Genomic DNA, 20,713 nt, shown 5'->3' on the forward strand with positions numbered 1-20,713 from the left:
GGCTCGGCGCATGCCCGCCGTACCTCGGTGTCTCACCGGCCGTCCATGCAGCCCGGATCGATTCCCGCGTTGGGGGACGCCTTGGTCCCGGGAGGCGGTGGGACTCGTTCAGGACCGGCTGCGGGGGCTTCGCCTGGCGGTGATGTCCGCCGCGATGAGCAGTCCGGCGGGGATGATCGCGAAAAGGAAGCCACTCGGTCCGATCAGGCCGACGGCCAGCGCCGCCCAGACGAGGATCACCCATCCGACGTACCCGGGGACGTGCTGCCCCCGCCGGCCCGCCCGTGACACCAGCAGTCCCAGCAGGACCAGCACCACGACGAACCCGCCGGGCAGCGCCCAGAACGTCGCCACCGAGTCGCTGTCCGCGGAACGGTCGCGGAGGCTCCCGGCGAGCCAGTCACCCCAGGGGGCGAGACGGACGAATACGACGGTGTGCAGCGCGGCGATCAGGATCATGGTCCGGCCGGCCCATACGGTGAGCAGGCTCGGGGACGCGGACGGTTCAGACGGGCGGGTGACGGGTGCGGTGCTCATGGTGGCCAGTCTCTCCAGGCGGCGGTCCCGGCGTATTCCCCCGCGGGAGGGGTGTGGCTCCCTCGCTCCGGGGAGCGGAGCACGGGTGCGGCGCCCACCGCCGCAGCCAGGCCCGCCGGTCGATGACGGAGGCCGTTCCTCCAGGAAGACCCGCGCGCACGCGCACGGACGCCGTAGGCCGCGCCGTGGAGGCAGGAGAGACACAGGTCACATTCAATGGGTGTTATGTCTTCGCCGGGTCGCGTGTCCTAGGGGGTGGAACAGCAGGAAGGCGGCGCCGGTCCCGGAACGCCGCACCACGCGAAGAACGGAAAAGACATCATGAGCAAGGTCTGGTTCGTCACCGGTTCGTCGCGCGGCCTCGGCCGTGAGTTCGTCGAGGCCGCGCTGTCCCGCGGTGACAGGGTGGCCGCGACCGCCCGGAACCCCGCAAGCCTGGAGGAGCTGGTCGCGGCCTACGGCGACGCGGTGCTGCCGCTCGCGATGGACGTGACCGACAGGGCCGCCGTCTTCGAGGGTGTGAAGCGGGCCAGGGAGCACTTCGGCCGGCTCGACGTCATCGTCAACAACGCGGGCTACGCCCAGGTCGGCGCGGTCGAGGAGCTGACCGAGCGGGAACTGCGCGACCAGATGGAGACCAACCTGTTCGGCGCGGTGTGGGTGGTCCAGGCCGCGCTGCCGTACCTGCGTGAGCAGCGTTCGGGACACATCATCCAGCTGTCCTCGGCGGCCGGGGTCATCGCCATGCCGCTCGGCGGCGCGTACCACGCCTCCAAGTGGGCCCTGGAGGGTCTGAACGAGGCCCTCGCCGGCGAGGTCGTCGACTTCGGCGTCAAGGTGACCATCGTCGAGCCCGGCGGCTTCGCCACCAGGGACGGCAGGAACCCCGACCCGCTGGCCAACGGCCACATGGCCGAGACCGATCCGGCCTACGACGGTCTGCGCCGGCGTCTCGGCGCGTTCACCGGGAAGCAGCCCGCCGGTGACCCGGCCACCGCGGCCCAGGCGCTCCTGAAGCTCGTCGACTCCGGCAACCCGCCCCTGCGGGTGCTCTTCGGCCGGGGCTTCTATCCGGTGATCCAGCAGGCCTACGCCGACCGGCTCCGGACCTGGGACGACTGGCAGGGCCTGTCGGCGGAGGCTCACGGCGACCGCGACCAGAGCGATCGCTGACACCGGTCCGGCGCGCCGGGCGGTGGGGCGGATCGAGTGAAGGACCCCGCCGCGGACGCGCGTCCGGACGTCCCGGGCCGCCGGGGCCGGCCACCGAGGAGAAGGACCGAGACATGAGCGACCACGCCGCCGACGAGGCGACCGAGACCTTCCTCGCCCACCGCAACCTGCTGTTCACCGTCGCCTACGAGATGCTCGGCTCGGCGGCCGACGCCGAGGACGTCCTCCAGGAGACCTGGCTGCGATGGGTCAGGGCCGACCTGGCGCGGGTGCGCGACCGGCGCGCCTACCTGATCCGGATCACCACCCGGCAGTCGCTCAACCGGCTGCGCAGCATGAGGAGCCGCAAGGAGGCGTATGTCGGCCCCTGGCTGCCCGAGCCGCTGCTCACCGCGCCGGACGTGGCCGAGGACGTCGAACTCGCCGAGAGCATGTCGATGGCGCTCATGCTCGTGCTGGAGACGCTGTCGCCGACAGAACGCGCCGTCTTCGTGCTGCATGAGGCGTTCGACGTCGGCTACGACGAGATCGCGGCCGCCGTCGGCAAGAGCCCCGCCGCCGTCCGCCAGATCGCCTACCGCGCCCGCCGGCACGTCGACGCCCGCCGTCCTCGTGAAGCGGTCTCCTCCGGAGAGACCAGGGCGGTCCTGGAGTCGTTCCGGAACGCGCTGGAATCCGGGGACCTGCGGGGCCTGCTCGACGTGCTCGCCCCCGACGTCGTCCTGGTGAGCGACGGCGGCGGCATCAGGCAGGCCGCGCCGCGGCCCGTCGTCAGCGCCGGCAAGGTCGCCCGCTTCATCGTCGGCGGCATCGGCAAGAACGAGGTCTCGCTCACCGGTGAGCCCATCGTGGTCAACGGCGGCCCGGCGCTCCTCATCCGCGTGGACGGCGAGATCGACGGCGTCGTCACGATCCGTGTCGAGGACGCCCGCATCACCGGCCTCTACTACGTCCGCAACCCGGAGAAGCTGCGACCGTGGACGCGGGAGGACCTGGACCCGGCTGTGCGACCGGTATCGCGTTGATGCGGGCCGCCGTGCTCCGTGCGGTTCGTCGGGCATGTGTGATCGGAGGAGGGCGGGGCCGCCACTCCTGCCTGCCGGGACCTCACGCCGTGCGGATGGAGCGCCTCCCGACGAGAGAGGTGACGCCGAAGGTGACGCCGACCCCGATCACGATGGTGACCGCGTAGGGCAGGGGCGCCGCCGCCTGCAGGGGATCACCGGTTTTGACGATGGCGAAGGGCAGGACGGTGATGAACGCTCCCGTGCTTCCGGCGATGACGCTGACGGCGGTGGCCGCACCGACCTCGCGTACGAGCATCCGCTGCGTTTGGGCGTCGGTCGAGCCGATGAGGGACATGACCGCGAACTCCGGGCGGCGCTGGGTGATGGAGGCGACGAGGTTGTTGGTGAGGGCGATGGCCATGAACGCCGCGATCAGGGCGACGACGAAGTAGTTGATCGTGGCGAGGACCTGGGCCGTGCTGTTCGCCGTGCCGACGCCGTTCTCGATGCCCTGCATGCTGAGGGTGCCCGCGGCGACGCTGACGAAGAGGGTCAGGAAGGTCACGGCCGGTCGCATCCGGTCCGGGGCCGCGGAGAGGTTGATCGCGGCCAGATGGGAGGGGGCGGCGGCGTGTGCTGAGCGGAGGGCGTTGAGCGTGGTGTTCGCCGTGGCGATGAGCTCCGGGGCGAGGACGCACAGACCGACGGCGACGAGCACGCAGCCGGGCCCGGTCATCGCGGTGGTGAGCACGTCGGCCGGATCCATGGCGAATACCGCGGCCGATGAGGTCAGACCGGCGGCGATCGTGATCGCCGCGGCGATCCGGCGTCGCCGTCCCGGATGCCGTCCCGTACGGCGGCGTGGGGGCGGGGAGGCATCGGCCACCGGGCTGCGGTGGGCGAGGGAGCGGCTGCCCACCCATGCCGCGAGTACGCTCGCGGCCAGAACGATGAGCACACCGAGGGCCGGGAGGAGCACGCCGGGTGCGAAGACCGAGGCCGCGTCGGTGAGTCCGGCGGAGTGGATGCTCCGTGTGACGATCCAGCCGACGAGGTAGCCGATGGCGAGTCCCGGGAGCGCCGTGATGGCCGTGACGGCCGCCGTCTCGATGACGAGCATCCGCTGCACCTGCCGGGGGCTCGCGCCGATGAGACGGATGCCCGCGATCTCCGCGGCGCGGCCCGTGAGAGCGACGCTGATCGTCGAGACCATGGCGAACAGGACGATCGAGACCGCCCAGCCGCCCATGATGAGCGGGAACTGCACCAGGAACGGGCGGTCGGCGGCGACCGTGCTCGCGGCCAGCCCGGTGCCGAGCAGGCACATCATGCCCGTCACCAGGACGGTGCCGACGAGCGCGACCAGGCCGGTGGTGACCGCGGAGGTGCGGTGATGCGCGAGAGAGCGCGCGGCGATCCTGATCACCGGTGCGCCGCCGCGTCGTGGACGGCCTGTTCCGCCGACTCGACCAGGACGGCCATTCTGCCGGCGACCTGCTGCGCGGTGGGACGCGGGAGGTGGTCGACGATCCGGCCGTCGGCGAGGAAGAGGACGGCGTCGGAGTAGGAGGCGGCGACCGGATCGTGTGTGACCATGATGATCGTTTGGCCGTGGTCCGCGAGTTCACGCATCAGTCGCAGGACCTCCCTGGCGCTGCGGATGTCGAGGGCGCCTGTGGGCTCGTCGGCGAAGACGATGTCGGGATCGGCGATCAACGCTCGCGCGACCGCGACGCGTTGCCTCTGGCCGCCCGACAGCTGATGCGGGCGGTGGCCGCCCCGGTTGCCGAGCCCCACGCGGGTGAGCAGCCGAGTCGTGCGCGCGGATTCGGTCTTCCGGGAGTCGAGGCGCAGGGGGAGTTCGATGTTGTCGACGGCCGAGAGCGCGGGCAGAAGGTTGAACGACTGGAAGACGAATCCGATGCGGCGCCGGCGCAACCGCGCGAGCTGTGCCTGGTCGAGCCCGCGAAGGTCCTGGCCGTCGAGCTCGACGGAGCCCGACGTCGGATTCTGCAATCCGGCGGCGCAGTGCAGGAGGGTGGTCTTACCGGATCCCGACGGCCCCATGATCGCCAGGAAGGACGACCGGGCGACGTCGAGGTCGACGGAGCGCAGGGCGTGGACGGGGCCGGCCTCCCCTGGATATTCGCAGCTGAGCGCGCGGATGCGCAGTATGGGCGGCGTGGACGCGGCGGTGGCGTACGGAGTCATGGAGCCCCCTGAAGCATCGTTTTAAACGATCGTTTCATACGAATGTTTATTTGATACGGTAGGGCATGTGAGTGCCAAGGACAAGCTGCTGCTGGCGGCGCGGGACTGCCTGCTGGCCAAGGGGTACGCGCACACGACCGTGCGGGACCTGGTCGCGGCGTCGGGGGCGAACCAGGCGTCGATCAACTACCACTTCGGGTCCAAGGAGCAGCTGCTCACGCGGGCTCTGCGCGACCTCAACACGGAGTGGGGCGAGCTGCTGTTCACGGTGCTCGAGGAATCCGGCCCCGCCGGCGAGACGCGGTCCCGGCCCGGCGATCAGGTGGACCTGTGGAGCCGGATCATCGACTCGATCCAGGCCAATCGATCACTGTGGCTCGTCAACTTCGAATCCGTCGCGTCCGTACGGCAGGACGACGAGATCCGGGGGATGATCGCCGACGGCCAGAAGCTCGCGAGGGCCTCGCTGGCGCGGGCGTTCGCCGGCCTGGGGCCGGACAGTGATCCGGAAACGGTCCACGCGGCCGGATCACACTATCTCGCCCTGCTCGTCGGGCTCGCCGCGCAATGGCTCACCGACCCCGAACACGCGCCGACGGCGGAGCGGTTCGCCGCTGCCGGCCTCGGCTCCGGCGACCGCCGCTGACGGCGGGGCTCCTGGCGAGGCGGACAGCCGTCGTCGCTGGCAGCGATCATGGGCCGCTGAAGAGCGAGGCGCTTCTTTTTGCACCGTTTTGGGAACCCTAGGCAAATTGTGCTGATCCGCAGTACGTCTCAGCCCGCGGGCCCTTCAACGGCCGGCGCCGTCCCCCAGATAGGCCAGCGCCGAGACCACGGCCGCCTGCACGCCGGTGTCCAGGGTGGGCTGGATGACCGGGGCGAAGGCGGCGTTGTGGTTGCCGGGGACATCGGTGGCGATCGTGCCCTCCGCGGCCGCCTTCGCGTACAGAGCGGGGTCCGTGCCGCCGAAGCCCCAGTACGTGAACGGCACGCCGAGCGCCTTCGGTATCTCGCTGAAGTCCTCGCTGGCCGTCTGGAGATCGAGGGCCCCGGCCCGGTCGCCGAAGAAGGCGGCGAAGGACGCCGCGACCTTCCGGGTGGTGTCCTCGTCGTTGATCGTGGCGGGGAAGGCGCCGAAATGGTCGATATCGGGGGGCTTGGGGGCGTTCGAGGCGGCGCATTCGGCGTGGGCGATACGTGCGATGGCGTCCTTGACGCGCTGCCGCACGTCCTCCCGGTAGGTGCGCACGTTCAGCTGGATCTCGGCCGTCTCCGGGATGTTGTTGGGGTTGGCTCCGGAGTGGATGCTGCCCACCGTGAGCACGACCGGGGTGAGCGGGCCGACCTCGCGGGAGACGACCGTCTGCAGGCGGACCACGAGCATCGAGGCCATCACCACCGGGTCGATGCCCCGATCGGGAGACGAGCCGTGGGCCGAGCGGCCGTACAGGGTGATGCGGTAGTCGTCGGCGGCCGACAGCGCGGACCCCGGCCGGGTGAGCACCTGGCCCGCCGGGTAGGGCAGCACGTGCTGGGCCAGGCAGACGTCGGGTCTGGGAATCCGGTCGGCCAGCCCGTCGGCGATCATGCCGCGGGCGCCGTCGCCCGGCTCCTCCGCCGGTTGGAACAGCGCGATGTGCGTGCCCTTCCAGGCTTCTCTGGCCCGCGACAGCAGCCGGGCCGCGCCCAGCAGGGCGGTGACGTGGGTGTCGTGCCCGCAGGCGTGCATGATCGGATGACCGTCGTCGCCGGTGGCCGTGCTGGCGTACGGCAGGCCGGTCCGCTCCTCGATCGGCAGGGCGTCCATGTCGGCGCGGAACAGCACGCCCGGCCCGTCTCCGTTGGCCAGTACGCCGACCACGCCGGTGCCGCCGACCTGGTCCTGCACGTCGTAGCCGTACGCCCGCAGCCGCTCGGCCACCCGGGCCGAGGTCCGTCTCTCCTGGTGCCCGAGCTCGGGATGGGCGTGCAGGTCACGGTAGTACGCCTCCAGGCCGGGTCTGATGGCGTCCAGTCCGGCCAGCACCGTGTCGACGGACATCGACCGCTCCCCTCAAGCTTCCCCTGCGGGGGATGCTTTCCGGGTATGAATCCCTACTACTCCAAACGGCGGCAAACGTTCGGCCGGCCGGTGAGCGGGCCGGCGCCGGTTCTCCGGGAGCGTCCCTAAGCTTCCTGCCTGTGCGGGTCGAGACGATCACGACGGTGCTGGACCTGGTCGGAGTGTTCATCAACAGCCTGCTCGGCGGCTCGGTGGCACGCCGCCGGGAGCTGGACCTGTTCGGGTACGTCGTGATCGGGGTGGTGTCCGGCCTGGGCGGCGGACTGATCCGTGACGTTCTGCTGCAGCACGGGCCGCCGCTCGCCCTGACCAACCCCCTCTACATCCCGATCGCGCTGGCCGGGGCCGGGGTCGCTTTTCTGCTGAAGTTCACCGAGCGGGAATGGAACCGGCTCTTCTATGTGCTGGACGCGATCGCGCTGTGCGTGTGGGCCGTCGCGGGGGCGCAGCGGACGCTGGCCGCCGGGCTCGGCTGGCTCCCGGCGATCCTGCTGGGGACCATCACCGCGGTCGGCGGCGGGGCCACGCGTGACCTGCTGGTGCAGCGCGTTCCGGTCGTGTTCGGAGGGAACGGCCTGTACGCGTCGGTCGCCGCCCTGGTCGCCGCGGTGCAGGTGGTCTGCTCGGCGTTCGGCGTGTCCATGGTGGTGGGCACGTCCCTGGGGGTCGTCGCGGGTACGGCGCTGCGGCTGGTCGCCTACCGGCGGGGGTGGGAACTGCCCGCCGGCAGGGAGTGGGAGGCGCGTGACGTCCTCGGCAAGGCCGTCCGTCCGGTGCGCCGCCGTCGCGACCGGCGTCACGACGACGGTGGCTGAACGAGGACGCAGTCGGTCCGTGTTCTTTCGCGGGCGGGACGTCAGGGGTCCGGGCCCAGGCTCCACCGCCCTCCCGGCGCGAAGAAGCCCAGGTCAGGCGTTGCCGCCTCACCTGGGCTTCGATCTTCGTTCCGTCCGGCGCTCCTTCCGCCGTCCGAGCGGCCCGATTTTCGTTTCCCGACCGTACGGGCTCCTTTCGTTACTTGACCGCACGGATGCCGACGATGGCGGGGTTGGTCCGGAAGTCATCCCAGAACGGGTCGTCGCGGTCGGCGGGCAGCACCGGAGGAACGATCTCCACCGAGCGGAACCCCGCGTCGCGCAGGGCGGTGACCACCGGTTCCTCCTCCCAGAAGCAGGCCTGGAATGAGATGGGCGGGTTCACGTGCGCTGTGACCGTCAGCTCCTTTCCGCCGGGGAAGTCCGCGTCGGGCCGGTGGGTCAGGCCGTACTTGGTGGCCAGGGGGCCGTCCCAGTCGAAGTTCGGGTTCATCTCCAGGCCGGTGTAGACGCCCCCGGGGGCGAGGTTGTCGTGGATGGTGCCGGCCATGGCGGCGAGGTCGGACCGGTCACGGGCGTAGCACAGCAGCCACACCGCGTTGACCTGGTCGAACCGGCCGACGGCCCCGAGCGTCCGGGCGTCGTGGACCTTGTAGGAGATGCCGAGCGGCTCGCGGGCCTCGGTGTGCTCGGCGACGGCGACCATCTCCTCGGAGATGTCCACCCCCAGCACCGAGGCCGCGCCGGCGCGGGCGATGATCCTGCTGTACCAACCGGTGCCGCACGCCAGGTCCAGCACGGACCTGCCCGCCACCGCGCCGGTCAGGGCCTCGACAGTGGCCCGTTCGGGGCCCCTGGCCAGGGGCATCTCCCGCTTCAGCCGCTCGTAGGATCGGCCGATCTCGTCGTACTGGGTCCGCATCAGGCCGCCCTGCCCACGGGGGCCACCCGCTCGCGGACGGCGGCGACGACGTCCTCCCTGGCGTAGCTCTGGGCGTTGTAGAGGGAGCGGAGAGGGTCGCGGATCCTGCGCCTGCCGTGCATGAGCCGGCTGTTGTCGACCAGCGCGACGTCACCCGCGTGCCAGTCGATCTCCTCGGTCTCCAGTTCGGTCGCCTCGATGATCTGGCGCATCAGCATGGCGTCCAGGGGACGGCCGTCCTCGAACTCGATCACCGGGGGCTCGTAGTTGACCGACGGGGTCAGGATGCTGTTGGTGAACACGACGTCCCCGCCGAACAGCGTGGTGTGCGCGGCGTAGGTGAAGTACTTGTAGTGGACGGAGCCGTCGGGGCGCAGCCGGTACTTGACGTCGACGTCGTCGTCGGTCACCGCGAGCAGGTCGTCGAAGACGACCTCGTCGGCGGTCTTGGCGCCGTCGAGCAGGCGGACGACGAGGTTCTTCCACTTGTCCTCGGGCATCGGCCTGGCGAAGGTGATCCGGGTGGACAGGAACAGCTCCTGGGTGCGCGCCGGCAGCCGGTCCCACACGTGCAGCCCGTCGCAGATGGTGGTCTGCGAGCCGACCTTGGCCGGGGTCTCGCAGTAGAACCACACCAGGTCCGGCACCCACGGCGTGGCGCCGTTCTCCACGTGCAGGCCCTGGGGCACCAGCCCCGCCTCGATCTTCTGCGCGACGTTGCCTCCGGCGAACTTGCGCGCCGGGTCCAGGGTGATCTTCGAGGAGACGCTCTGGATGAGCGTGGAGAAGGTGGCCGGGTCGGTGTCGAAGCCGCGCAGGAGGACGTAGCCGTGTTCGGCCAGCGCGGTCATCAGCTCGACGCGGTCGACGGTGTCGAGTCCGGCGCGGTCGGCGGCGGTGACGACCAGGCCCTTGCCGTCGATGTGGTCGGTGGTGGTGAAGTCGCTCAGCATTTCTCAGACCTCCGTCAGGCCGAAACGGCCGGTGGTGAGTGCTTCCTTGATCTCTTTGCGGCGAGGGCGTCCGGTGACGGTGAAGAACTCGGCGTAGAACGTCTCGTCGGCCTCGACGAACGCGGCGCTGCCGACCTGTTCGATCTCCGAGAGGACCTCGGCGTTGACGTGGCGCACGTCGGCGAGCGCGGTGGCGGTGTCGGCGCCGCGGCTGACGACGAAGACCGCGATCAGCCGCTCCATGTTGTCGCCGAACACGGCGGCGGCCTCGATGCCGGGCCGGCTCTTGTACTGCGCCTCGACCCATTCCGGGCTGACGTTGCGCCCGTTGGAGGTGATGATGATGTTCTTGAGCCTGCCGGTGATGGTGACGTAGCCGTCGTCGTCGATGTCGGCGATGTCACCGGTGTGCAGCCAGCCCTCCGTGTCCAGCGGGAGCGCGGTCGGGTCGTCCGACCCGAGATAGCCGGTGAGCAGGGACGAGCTGCGGATGAGGAGCTCGCCGTCGTCGGACCGTTTGACCTCGCAGTGGCGCAGGGGCTTGCCGACGGTGCCGAGCCGGACGAGGCCGGGGCCGTTGAGCGTGGCGACGGAGCCGTTCTCGCTGAGGCCGTACGCGACGTACACCGGCAGGCCGCGGTCCCACATGACGCGCAGGACCTCGTCGGACACCGGGGCGCCGCCGCTGAACAGCAGCATCGGGTCCTCCCTGCCGTACACCGCCAGCGACAGCTCGCGGGTGGTCGCGTCCGGGAGGGTCCTGGCGTGCGCCGCGATGGACTCCACGAGGGACGGCGGCACCAGCGACACCGTGGGCCGGGCCTCGGCGAGCAGCCCGCGGACCTGCTCGACGTCACCGCCGGCGGTGCCCAGCGGCTTGGCCTCCTCGGGCAGGAACACGACCGTGCCGCCGGCGAGGAAGGTCAGGTAGACGGCGAAGACCTGCTCCACCAGCAGGCTCGTCGGCACGACGGAGACGTAGCGCTGCCACGCCTCGACGCCGACCCGGCTGGTGACGGAGTCGATCAGGTCGTCCACCGCGCCGCGGCGGAGCATCACGCCCTTCGGGGTGGAGGTCGTGCCGGACGTGTGGACGATCTTGCAGATGGCGGACTCGTCCAGCGTCGCCGCGGCCCGGACCCTGGCGGCGATCTCCTCCGGGGCGTACCCGTCCTCCCCGACCGTGATCGTGATGACCTCGCACCCCTCGGGGAGGATCCTCTCCTCGCCGCCCCACTCCGCCAGGCGCTTGCGCCCCTGCTCGTCGACCAGGCAGACGATCGAGTGCGACAGCAGGTGGCGGGCCTGGTCCCGGCCGAAGGCGATCGGGATGGGCACCGACCGCACGCCGGTCAGCAGGCAGGCCAGGTCACCGACGACGCCCTCCACGCCGTTGCCGGTGAGCAGGCCGATCGTGCTGCTGCCGGTGTCCCGCCCCTCGGCCGCGGCGACGACCGCGTCACCGGTACGGATCGCCGCGCCGAGCACGGTCCCGTAGGTGTAGGGGCGGGACGGCCCGGACGACCTCATCTCCTCGACGGCCACTTTCTCCAGTGAGCCGAGGCGGTTGAGGGCATGGTCAAGCCAACGCATGAGCGGACTCCTTCTACGCGTTCTTCTGTGCGTTCTTCTGTGCGTTCGGATCGCGGTGTCGTCGAAAGCCCGGCTGGAGTTCCCGGCCGAAAGCCCGGCTGGAATTCCGGGTCGAAAGCCCGGCCGGAGGAGACGCCGTCAGCCGGCGGCCCGCGGGACCGCGTCCCGCCCGCAGCGGAGGATTCCCGTACGGGGCCTCGCGGAGTAGTAGGTGCCCCAGTCGATCTCACCGGCCCCGGTGAGATCGGCGCGGCGGGCGTTGGTGAGGGTGTGGAACTCCCAGCCCGCGGCCCTGGCCACGCCGTGGAGCTTCTCGGTCAGCGTGGACAGCAGGAAGTCGTACCCCAGGTGGAGGGCGATCCCCGGCAGGGCGCGCATGAGGAACAGGCCGGCGCCGGGGTGGAACGACGCGATCGGGCCCATCTCCACGACGCGGCGGCGGTCGACGCGGGTCCCGGGAGCCAGGTCGGCGCAGGCCCGCTCGACCGGGACGTCGAGATAGTCCTCCGAGAGCAGTCTGCGTCCGGCGGCGGTGGTGAGCCCCGCGACGCCCAGGATGCGGCCGGAGGTCGGCGAGTCGCGGGCGCCGTCCCACGCGGTGACGAACAGGTCGGGGCCGGGGGTGACGACGGCGCCGTACCGGTCCAGGTACTTGCGCTTCACGCTGTCGACGCAGAACCGGTAGTTCGGCGTGCCGGGACTCGCGAACCCCGTCCGCAGAAGCGGGCCCGGCCGGACCGCCTCCAGCGACGGCAGGGATACGGACAAGGAGTCGGACGTGATGCCAGGTCTTGCCATTTCCTCATCCTCATCTCGAAGTGCCGATCTGCTTGCTCATGCACAACTCTGCGTGACCCCGGGTCGCCGGGACAGGAGTTTCGGGTGCAGCAAACTGCCCAGGGCTGCAGTTTTCTGCCAATGACCGGCGCTTGACATGCCGTGCGGCCCCGCGCGGGACGATGCCGCGGCTCCAGGGGATCTCCGTACACGCAGGTGGGGGCGGGGACAGGCACCCGCCGGCGGACGACCGGCATGGAGCGGGCGTACGACCGGCATGAAGCAGCCCCGCACGGAGGGTCGTCCGTACGGGGCTGTTCCGCGCCGGAGGGGCGCACGGCGGGGCCGCGCCCGTCCCCGCGCCGGGCCGGGCTTCGGCGCCGTCCTGTGCGCCGGTCAGGCCACGGTGCAGGGAACGCCGTTGAGGGTGAAGGCGGTGGGTTTCGACGTGTTGCCGTTGTGGGTGGCCTGGAAGCCGATCTCGATGGTGGCCCCGGGGGCGATCGTGCCGTTGTAGTCGACGTTGCGGGCGCTCACCTGACCGCTGGAGGGCGAGTACGTGGCGTTCCAGCCCGAGGTGATGGACTGCCCGGAGGGCAGGGTGAAGGCCAGCGTCCAGCCGTTGATCGCCGAGGTGCCGGTGTTGGTGATGGCGATGTTCGCGGTGAAGCCGTTGCCCCAGGCGCTCATCGTGTAGGCGACCCGGGGTCCCGTCCCGGGGTCGCCGGTGGGCGTCACGGTCGGGGTCGCCGTGGGGGTCACGGTGGGCGTCGCGCTGGGTGAGGGGCCGCCGCCGTTCACGGTGGTCACGAAGGTCGTCACGCTCCGGGCGAGAAGGGTGACGGTGAGGGAGCCGTTCGACACGGGGACCGCGCCCTGCGGCGCGACGTTCCTGCTCGCGTCGGTCAGCCAGGACGAGGCGCCGGAGATCGCGGTGTTCGCCACGGTGAACTGCTGGCTCACCGCGGAGGTCCCCTTGTTGACGGCGACGATGACGATCGTGTCGCCGCCCCGGTACGCCGAGACGTAGACGTTCGACGCCGGGTTCGCCGTCGCGCCGATCCGCACGTATCCGGGGCGGACGAACCTGGCGAAGTGCGCCATCATCGCACCGCGCTTGCTGATCTGGCCGTCCTCCCGCATGGGGCCGTAGCTGCGCCGGATGTACCACCAGACGTACGCCTGGAACTCGGCGTCCACCATGGCGTGGTGGATGTGCTCGCCCACGTCGAGCGCCTGGGGCCACAGGTCCGCCGAGTCGCTGCTGTTGGGGTAATAGACCTCGGTCATCCAGAGCTCTTTGCCCGCGCCCTTCTGCTGGAAGAGGGGGTAGGGGAAGTTCGAGTACGCCGTGCCGTAGAGGTGGGCCCCGATGATGTCCACGTTGGCGAGCGCCACGGGGTCGTTGAGGATCGGGTCCGACATGTTCTTCAGGTACTGGAAGGACTCGGGGGCGATGACCCTGGTGTTGATCGAACCGGCGTTCTCCCGGAGGAACCGCACCATCTCCGTGGGCGTCCACCACGTCCAGTCGTGCGCGTAGTCGGGCTCGTTCTGCACGGATATGCCGTACAGGTTCACCCCGTTGTCCCGCATGTAGGCGTTGAAGGAGTTCAGGTACTGGGCGTAGGCGGCGTACTGGTCGTACCGCAGGCGTTTCGCGTTGGTCTGGCTGCCGCGGGTGAAGGTCTCGATCATGCTCGCGGGCGGGTTCCACGGCGACGCGAAGACGGTCACCCCGAGTTCGGCCGCGCGCTTCGCCGTCGCCAGGTCGCGGCTCCAGTCCGACTGGCTCTCGCCGACGGGGATCCGCAGTACGGAGAACCCCAGCCGGCCCTCGCCGGTGCCGAACGCCGTGTCCCGCTGGGCGGCCGTCAGGTCGCCGATCCAGGCCGCGTGGGCCATGCCGCCGAAGCCCCGGATGGTCTGCCGCCGCACCGACGGGTCGATGACCGCCGTCGCGGCCGCGGCCTCCGACGCCCCCAGGACCGACGCCGTGGCCGTGAGGACCGGCAGGGCTCCCATCGTGGCCAGGACGGCTCTTCTGCTCAGCAGTCTTCGTTCGCCGCTCACGGGCTCGTTCTGGCCTTGCGTCATGTCTTCTCCTCCTGGCTGCCGGCGCCGATCCGCGTCTCCCGGCCCGGCCGGCGTCGCGGACGGCATTCCGGCTCTGATCGGCTCCCGCTGTTGTTAGCGTTAACAGGACTTCGGCGGCCCGGCACGCGAGAACGAGGAGGGCGGGGACCGCTCACGTGGTCGCGTGGAGGGTGACGCTCCGGCGGAGTGTGGTTCCGGCCCTCGGCGGGGGTCAAGCGGGAGACGGCCCGGCGGGCGGGCGAACTGCGTGAACGGCCCGCCGGACCGTGAAAATTTCACCTCGGGAACCCGCGGCCCGGGTTCCGGCCGGTGGATCGCCTCGCCCGCCGCGGCCATCGGGGCGGGCCGCCGCCCCGATGGCCCCGCTCATGACGCCTCGCCGCCCTGCCGCCGCACCATCTCGGTGATCCAGACGGGCGCGAACGGAGACGTGCAGCCCGGGGAGGTCGGGTAGTCCTTGAGCACCCCCAGACGTTCACCGATGCCGATCGCCCGGGCGCGATGCCCGGCGTGCTCGATCCCGATCCGGGCCAGGCAGTCGTTCATCGCCCACTGCAGGCGGTCCGGGGCGTCCTTCATCTCCGCCTCGATGACGTCGAGCAGTCCCGCCAGGTCGAGGCCCCCGGGGTTCTTCGTCACCCGCTCGGCGGTCAGGGCCCAGCCGGCGGCCGCGACCGCCGGATCCGGATCGGCGGACCAGGCCAGGCGCAGCTCCTCGGAGTGCGGGCTCTTCTTCACCACGTAGTTCACGAGCCAGTCGTGCACCTTGGGCGTGCGGGCCTGGCGCACCATGTCGTCCAGTTCGTCGCGCCCGAACGCCTTCGGGCGGCAGATCAGGAGGGCCAGCAGCCTCGCCGCGGTGTCATCCGTGTCCCATAGCCGGCGCGAGAGTTCGTGCTGCGTCCTCAGCCTCTTGGCGAGCGCGCGCAGCCTGCCGAGGTTCACGCCGTGGTCGTCACCGTGTCTCTCGTTCACCTCGCGTGCCCGCGGGTCCTCCAGCCCGGCCAGCTCGGTCATCACCTCGGCCACCGTCGTCCCGGTCGGCGTCGTCTCGGCCACCTCGGTCTCCTGTCCGTCCCGTGCGGGATCCGCCCCGCCACGGATCGATCGCGCGTACGGGGCCAACGGTCTCACCCAAGGCTTATATAAGGCAAGGCTGAACTAGGTCGGGGCGCCGGATGTAGCCTGGCTCCAGGACGTCGTACATCGCATCGGCCGTCGCCGTCGCCTCGACCGATGCGGCCGGCTCGGCCGGTTCCACGTCCGGCGCGTCGCGGGAAGGGCGCGCTTCCGCCGCGTCATGCACGACCTCGGAGGTGATCACGGTGCATCCGGTCTTGTGACGGCCCCATCCCGGGGCGTCACGGAGCCGAAAGGTGACCGTATGAGCAAGACCGACAAGACCCGGCCCTGGTGGGTGCGGATGGCCGACGCGCCGATGGCGACCAGCCTCCCCGTGCACGACCACCGGTTCGGGCCCTGCACGCTGCCCGAGGAGATCACCCCCGGGAGCGCGTCCCTGAACCGCCTTACGAGCGGTTGCCACTGGGGTGCTCCCGTCCCCTACGTGTTCGGCAACCTCACCAAGGGCGGCAACCGGGAGTGGTACCGCTTCCGGCGTCAGGAGCGCCGCCGCAACCGCCGTCTGGCCCGCCGCGAGCTGCGCGCCTACCGCGGCGAGGACTGAGCGAAGGCGGGTCTCCCGCCCGGGCGCCGCCTGGGACATGAGAAACCCGGGGGAGGCGCGGTCGCCTCTCCCGGGTTTCCTCAGCGGACGCCGCCCGGTCCGGTCTATTCCGCGGTGACGGCCCGGTAGACGCACACGTTCGTGCCCGCGGCGTTGGTGGCCGTGGAGGCCAGTTCGAACGTGCGCAGCACGCCGTCGTCCGGGAAGATCTTCTTGCCGCCGCCGAGGATGACCGGCATGACCACGAGCCGGAGTTCGTCGACCAGGCCCTCGCTCAGGAGGGTGCGCACGAGCGTGACGCTCCCCATGACGACCACGTCGCCGCCCTCGGTCTCACGCAGCTTCCTGAGGTGGGCGACGGCCTCGCCGCCGGGGAGGAGCGTGGTGTTGTTCCACGTCAGGTCGTCCTCGCCCAGCGTGCCGGAGACGACGTACTTCCGGACGGAGTTCATCCGGTCGGCGAACGGGTCGCCGGCCTGACCGGGCCACGCCGCCGCCATCGTCTGCCAGGTACGGCGTCCGAACAGCAGGGCGTCGGCGTTGCTCATCGTGTCGTCGAAGAAGCCGCCCACGACCTCCGGGTCGAAGAACGGGTGCGTCCAGCCGCCGTGGGCGAAGCCGCCGTCGGTGTCCTCGTCGGGTCCGCCCGGTGCCTGCACGACGCCGTCGAGGCTGATGAACTCGCTGACCAGGATGCGCATGGGAGGTGCTCCTTCGGGTTGTGTCGTCCGGATGGCGGGTTCTCCGCCGGATGGGCCGCGGCCGTTCCGGTCGCGAGGTCCGGCCCGGTGGGTCCGGCGGAGCCCCGTCGGCCGGTTTCCCGGCTGCGGCGTTCCGCGTGATCTCAGACTAAGGCCGACAATTTTTATTGTCAAGGAGGAAATGATTGTCGGTAGTCCCGGGGGACGGCGCCGGGCCGGGAGCGTGCCGGGGCACGCGGCCTCGTGCGGATGCGCGGCCGTGGGTCCACGCGTCGAGGCGGAGGCCGGGCCGCACCGTACCGTCACTTCTGACGGTTTCGGCGGCGGCCGCCTCCCACACGTCCGGAGACCTCCGCCGACGCCTCCCTTTCCCCGCCCCGGCCCGGTTCCCGGGACGCATCTCGGATAGCGTCGGGGCATGCGGCTTCATGTGGGATGCGCGATGTGGACCCACGCGCCATGGCAGGGGCGCTTCCTGCCCCACCCGCTTCCGCCCGGCGAGCGCCTGCGGGCCTACGCGACCTGGTGTGACGCGGTGGAGGGCAACACGACGTTCTACGCGACCCCGGCGCGGAGCACGGTGGAGTCGTGGGCGCGGCAGACCTCCCCGGACTTCCGCTTCGTGGTCAAGCTGCCCAAGTCGATCACGCACGAGCGCCGCCTCACCGGTCCCGGCGCCGACGAGGAGCTGGGGGCGTTCCTGGAGGCGATCGAGCCGCTCGGGCCGCGGGCCGAGGCACTCTGGGTCCAGCTTCCCGGGTCCTTCGGCCCCGCCGACCTCGGCGTCCTGGCGGGTTTCCTCCGCGGGCTCCCCCGCTCGCACCGATACGCCGTCGAGGTACGGCACCGCGCGTTCTTCGAGGACGAGCGCGCCGGGCGGCTGCTCGAAAGGGTCCTCGGCGGCGTGGGAGCCGAGTGGGTCCCGTTCGACACGACCGTCCTGTTCCGGAGCCCGCCGACCAGCGATGCCGAGCGGGAGGCGTGGACGAGGAAACCGCGTCTGCCGCGCCGGGCGGCCGCCCTCACCGACCGTCCGATCATCCGTTACCTCGGCCGGGACTCGGCCGGGCACACGGTCGAGGGCTGGCGGCCGTGGGTCGGCGCGGTCGTCGAATGGCTGCGAGAAGGCCGCTCGCCGACCGTGTTCATCCACACGCCCGACAACGCCGACGCGCTGATGCTCGCCCGCCGCTTCCACGACGAGGTACGGGCCCTCCTGCCCGAGGTCGAGCCGCTCCCCGAGCCCATGCCGTCGGAGCCGCTGACCCTCTTCTGACCGCCGTACCTCCCACGCCGCCCGTGCCCGTCGGCGGATCCGGCACGGCGACAGCGACCATTCGCCCCTTCCGACCGCTTACGGGGGCTCTAGGCTGTCTGCCGTGACGTCCGGGCGGGTTGTGATCGACAACCGTTTCGAGCTGCTGGAGCGGCTGGGGAGCGGTGGAATGGGCACGGTGTGGCGCGCCCACGACCTCGCCCTCCACCGGGAGGTCGCCCTGAAGGAGGTCCGTCCGTCGGGAGCGGCGGAGGACGATCCGGGCAGGGCGCGGATGCTGCGCGAACGGGTGCTGCGCGAGGCGCGGGCGCTGGCCCGGCTCAGCCACCCCAACGTGGTGACCATCCACCACATCGTGGACACGGGCGAGACGGCGCACCCGTGGATCGTCATGGAGCTGGTGCGCGGCCGTTCGCTGCAGGACCGCCTGGCGGAGGGGCCGCTGACGCCGGCGGAGGCGGCGCACCTGGGGAGAGGCGTCCTGGCCGCTCTGCGGACCGCTCACGCGGCGGGCATCTGCCACCGCGACGTGAAACCGGCGAACGTCCTGCTGCGCGAGGACGGCAGCCCGGTGCTCACCGACTTCGGCATCGCGGCGCTGCACGACGCGCCCAGTCTCACGGCCAGCGGTCAGCTGGTCGGCTCGCCCGAGTACATCGCGCCGGAACGGCTGCGCGGACGGGAGGGCGATCCGGCCTCGGACCTGTGGTCGCTGGGCATGCTGCTGTACGTGGCGGTGGAGGGGTACCACCCCCTGCGCCGCGAGACCACCATGGCCACGCTCGCGGCCGTGCTGAACGGCCAGGTCCCGCCTCCGCGCCGGGCCGGACCGCTGGCGCCCGTCCTGGCGGCCCTGCTGACGCAGGATCCCGCCGCCCGCCCGCCGGCCGTGGAACTCGACCGGATGCTGGGCTGGGCGGCCCACCCTGCCTCGGACACGAACCCCGGGCGTCCGGTGCCGCGCGGCGGTTCAGGCCGGCGCGGCGGCTCAGGCCGGTTCCGTGCCGCGACGGTCGCCGGGACCGTCACGCTCAGCGTGGCCCTCACCGCCGTGGTCCTCCTCAACGTTCCGGGCGTGTTCGGAGACGGCACGACGCCGGGGGCGTCGCAGCCCACCGGCGGCTCCGCGAGCGCCTCGGTCACCGGTGGCGCGAAGCGGTCGGGAAAGAGCGCGGCCCCCGAGCCCAAGGAGAGCACCGCCCCGGAACCGAAGGCGAACGCCGGCTCCGGAACGCTGCTGGACCCGGCCCGGGTCAGGGAGGCGACCAAGGTGCTGAGGAAGGCGACGGGCGGCACCGACTTCGTGGGATTCGTCGTGTACGACGATTACGTGGTCGCCCAGGCCCTCGTCCCCGGTGAGAAGAAGCTCTACGACATCTACACCTATCGGGATGGGAAGGTCAGCAAGGTCAAGGGAAGCACCGTGACACCGCTCCAGAAGCCGGTGCGGCCGGAGTCGTTCCGCTGGGAGGCTCTTCCGGCGCTGCTGCGCACGGCGGACCGGAAACTCGGCATCACCCGTCCGACCGGCCATTACGTGATAGCGGAGGGCGGCTGGGTCTTCGCGGGCGGCGAACCGGTCCTCCTCGTCTATGTCTCCGACGACTACGGCGGCGCCTACCTGGCGGCGAGCGCGAAGGGCAAGGTGCTGCGGATGACGCCGCGGGACTGACCGGGGAGCACCGGCCGAAGGAACGGGCGGGGGAGCATGGGCCAGGGAACACGGACCGGGCCGGTCCCCTCGCGAGGCGCCCGGCCCGTGGAGGCGTCGTACCCGGTCGTCCCCAGGTTCTGTTTCGTGGATCTTCGCCTGGGCGACCGCAGCAGACGAAAAGATCCGCCTAGATCGTTGACCGGTAATTCTGGGCAGGTCATCAATGGTCGTAGGCGATCAAGGAGCGTTTGACGGGTGCGTCGATGGTCCAGTTGTGCCAGATCGCGGCGTTGAGGGCGAGCAGGCGTTGCAGGACACGGGTCCATAGGCCGGCCGGTACCCACCCGCCGTGTTGTTCCAGGCCGAGTTGATTCTTCAACGTCCAGATGATTGCTTCGATGCGTTGGCGTAGCCAGTTCGGGAAGGTTCTGGGGGTTTTCTCGTCCTTGCGGGCCGGGCGGATCAGTAGCAGGCCCAGGTCGGTGAACAGTTGCTCGCTGCCCTGGCCGGACAAGCCCTTGTCGGTGACCACGGTGGTGCCCGGGGCGGGCTGGTTAGCGGGCTGGCGGGTCAGGATCTGGCGGGTCGCTTCGCGTTCGCCGAACAGTTGGGGGTTGGCCAGGCCGAACCCGGTGACGGTGCCGTCGGCGGTGGTGATCAGCAACAGTTTGACCCCCCAGTACCAGCGGCTGTGCGCCGACTCGTAGCCGTAGCCGGCCCAGCCGAACAGATCCGAGCGTTGGCTGGTGGTGCGTGACTGCCCGCAGGGGATCGGGGTGGCGTCCATCAGGCGCAGCGGTTCAGCGGATGCATCGGTGTGTTCGGCCAGCCACCGCAGCGCGGCCTCCATCAGCGTGGCGGCCTGCTTGAGACGCTGGTTGTACTCGCTTTGCGCCAGCAGCCGGGGGAACAGGTGGCCCACCCGGGCCGACGCTGCCCGCAGCCAGTGCCGTTCATCGTTGTACCGCAGCAGGACCTGCGCGACCGCCGGGCAGACCGGTTCGGCGTCGGTGACCTGAGGTGGGCGGCCCGGTCCCGACCGGCGCGGCTGGTGGGCGGGGATGATGTGATCGACCAGTTCCACGTACAGTGCGATGAGAAGGGTGTCCAGGTCGGCGATCATGTAGGCCTCACGGTCGACGTGTGTGGAAACGTCGATCCTGGACACCCTTCATCCGTCTGTCACGCAACCACCGCGACGTGTCACACCTACCACATCAACACCACCGGCGAATTCTGCGTTTGGCC

General features: G+C 70.9%; 19 protein-coding genes. 7 read left to right on the forward strand and 12 right to left on the reverse strand.

What is annotated here, in order from left to right:
• Window positions 1–108: 108 nt before the first annotated feature.
• The gene (locus ACFYSC_RS16325) at window positions 109–537 is read right to left on the reverse strand and encodes a DUF6463 family protein (protein ID WP_389961727.1); all 429 of its coding nucleotides are present in this window, start codon (window positions 535–537) and stop codon (window positions 109–111) included.
• Window positions 538–858: 321 nt separating this feature from the next.
• On the opposite strand from ACFYSC_RS16325, the gene ACFYSC_RS16330 reads away from it, so the two are divergent.
• Together ACFYSC_RS16330 and ACFYSC_RS16335 are read left to right on the forward strand one after the other, a co-directional pair.
• Complete coding sequence (locus ACFYSC_RS16330) at window positions 859–1,710, forward strand: SDR family NAD(P)-dependent oxidoreductase (RefSeq protein WP_389961729.1); 852 nt, start codon at window positions 859–861, stop codon at window positions 1,708–1,710.
• 113 nt (window positions 1,711–1,823) lie between these two features.
• The gene (locus tag ACFYSC_RS16335) at window positions 1,824–2,735 is read left to right on the forward strand and encodes an RNA polymerase sigma-70 factor (RefSeq protein WP_389961731.1); all 912 of its coding nucleotides are present in this window, start codon (window positions 1,824–1,826) and stop codon (window positions 2,733–2,735) included.
• 82 nt (window positions 2,736–2,817) lie between these two features.
• Here the strand turns inward: ACFYSC_RS16335 and ACFYSC_RS16340 are convergent, their stop codons facing one another.
• Both ACFYSC_RS16340 and ACFYSC_RS16345 read right to left on the reverse strand, forming a co-directional pair.
• On the reverse strand, window positions 2,818–4,143 hold the full coding sequence (locus ACFYSC_RS16340) for an FtsX-like permease family protein (RefSeq protein ID WP_389961733.1): 1,326 nt from the start codon (window positions 4,141–4,143) through the stop codon (window positions 2,818–2,820).
• The gene (locus ACFYSC_RS16345; RefSeq protein WP_389961735.1) at window positions 4,140–4,928 is read right to left on the reverse strand and encodes an ABC transporter ATP-binding protein; all 789 of its coding nucleotides are present in this window, start codon (window positions 4,926–4,928) and stop codon (window positions 4,140–4,142) included. Before ACFYSC_RS16345 ends, ACFYSC_RS16340 begins: the two co-directional genes overlap by 4 nt.
• Window positions 4,929–4,995: 67 nt before the next feature.
• Between ACFYSC_RS16345 and ACFYSC_RS16350 the strand changes: the two genes are divergently transcribed.
• Entirely contained in the window at window positions 4,996–5,574 is a 579-nt protein-coding gene (locus ACFYSC_RS16350) for a TetR/AcrR family transcriptional regulator (RefSeq protein ID WP_389961737.1), read from the forward strand.
• Window positions 5,575–5,718: 144 nt separating this feature from the next.
• Here the strand turns inward: ACFYSC_RS16350 and ACFYSC_RS16355 are convergent, their stop codons facing one another.
• Window positions 5,719–6,969 carry an amidohydrolase gene (locus ACFYSC_RS16355; RefSeq protein WP_389961739.1) on the reverse strand — a complete coding sequence of 417 codons (1,251 nt, stop codon included), beginning with the start codon at window positions 6,967–6,969 and terminating at the stop codon, window positions 5,719–5,721.
• A 140-nt stretch (window positions 6,970–7,109) separates the two neighbouring features.
• Between ACFYSC_RS16355 and ACFYSC_RS16360 the strand changes: the two genes are divergently transcribed.
• A complete protein-coding gene (locus tag ACFYSC_RS16360) occupies window positions 7,110–7,805 on the forward strand; it encodes a TRIC cation channel family protein (protein WP_362940380.1) in 696 nt (231 codons plus the stop codon).
• A 199-nt stretch (window positions 7,806–8,004) separates the two neighbouring features.
• On the opposite strand, the gene ACFYSC_RS16365 is transcribed toward ACFYSC_RS16360, so the two are convergent.
• From ACFYSC_RS16365 to ACFYSC_RS16390, 6 genes are all read right to left on the reverse strand, one after another.
• Window positions 8,005–8,727: a class I SAM-dependent methyltransferase gene (locus ACFYSC_RS16365; protein ID WP_389961740.1), complete on the reverse strand. Its 723-nt coding sequence runs from the start codon at window positions 8,725–8,727 to the stop codon at window positions 8,005–8,007.
• Complete coding sequence (locus ACFYSC_RS16370; protein ID WP_362940388.1) at window positions 8,727–9,680, reverse strand: TauD/TfdA family dioxygenase; 954 nt, start codon at window positions 9,678–9,680, stop codon at window positions 8,727–8,729. Before ACFYSC_RS16370 ends, ACFYSC_RS16365 begins: the two co-directional genes overlap by 1 nt.
• Window positions 9,681–9,683: 3 nt before the next feature.
• Window positions 9,684–11,273 (reverse strand): AMP-binding protein, encoded by a 1,590-nt coding sequence (locus ACFYSC_RS16375; protein WP_389961742.1) that lies wholly within the window; start codon window positions 11,271–11,273, stop codon window positions 9,684–9,686.
• A 138-nt stretch (window positions 11,274–11,411) separates the two neighbouring features.
• Window positions 11,412–12,041 (reverse strand): thermostable hemolysin, encoded by a 630-nt coding sequence (locus tag ACFYSC_RS16380; RefSeq protein ID WP_389961744.1) that lies wholly within the window; start codon window positions 12,039–12,041, stop codon window positions 11,412–11,414.
• Between the two features lie 405 nt (window positions 12,042–12,446).
• Window positions 12,447–14,147, reverse strand: a complete 1,701-nt coding sequence (locus tag ACFYSC_RS16385) for a cellulose binding domain-containing protein (RefSeq protein ID WP_389961746.1) — start codon at window positions 14,145–14,147, stop codon at window positions 12,447–12,449.
• A gap of 366 nt (window positions 14,148–14,513) precedes the next feature.
• Window positions 14,514–15,164 (reverse strand): DNA alkylation repair protein, encoded by a 651-nt coding sequence (locus tag ACFYSC_RS16390; RefSeq protein WP_389961857.1) that lies wholly within the window; start codon window positions 15,162–15,164, stop codon window positions 14,514–14,516.
• A gap of 367 nt (window positions 15,165–15,531) precedes the next feature.
• Between ACFYSC_RS16390 and ACFYSC_RS16395 the strand changes: the two genes are divergently transcribed.
• Entirely contained in the window at window positions 15,532–15,834 is a 303-nt protein-coding gene (locus ACFYSC_RS16395) for a hypothetical protein (RefSeq protein ID WP_389961748.1), read from the forward strand.
• A gap of 104 nt (window positions 15,835–15,938) precedes the next feature.
• On the opposite strand, the gene ACFYSC_RS16400 is transcribed toward ACFYSC_RS16395, so the two are convergent.
• Window positions 15,939–16,535, reverse strand: a complete 597-nt coding sequence (locus tag ACFYSC_RS16400) for a dihydrofolate reductase family protein (protein WP_389961750.1) — start codon at window positions 16,533–16,535, stop codon at window positions 15,939–15,941.
• 418 nt (window positions 16,536–16,953) lie between these two features.
• Here ACFYSC_RS16400 and ACFYSC_RS16405 point away from each other — a divergent pair, with 418 nt between their 5' ends.
• Both ACFYSC_RS16405 and ACFYSC_RS16410 read left to right on the forward strand, forming a co-directional pair.
• Entirely contained in the window at window positions 16,954–17,811 is an 858-nt protein-coding gene (locus tag ACFYSC_RS16405; protein WP_362940403.1) for a DUF72 domain-containing protein, read from the forward strand.
• Between the two features lie 103 nt (window positions 17,812–17,914).
• Window positions 17,915–19,483: a serine/threonine-protein kinase gene (locus ACFYSC_RS16410; RefSeq protein ID WP_389961752.1), complete on the forward strand. Its 1,569-nt coding sequence runs from the start codon at window positions 17,915–17,917 to the stop codon at window positions 19,481–19,483.
• A 202-nt stretch (window positions 19,484–19,685) separates the two neighbouring features.
• Here the strand turns inward: ACFYSC_RS16410 and ACFYSC_RS16415 are convergent, their stop codons facing one another.
• Window positions 19,686–20,633, reverse strand: a complete 948-nt coding sequence (locus tag ACFYSC_RS16415; RefSeq protein ID WP_389961754.1) for a hypothetical protein — start codon at window positions 20,631–20,633, stop codon at window positions 19,686–19,688.
• Between the last annotated feature and the right edge of the window lie 80 nt (window positions 20,634–20,713).

The organism is Streptosporangium sp. NPDC004379 (genome assembly GCF_042873875.1).
Lineage (GTDB): Bacteria > Actinomycetota > Actinomycetes > Streptosporangiales > Streptosporangiaceae > Streptosporangium.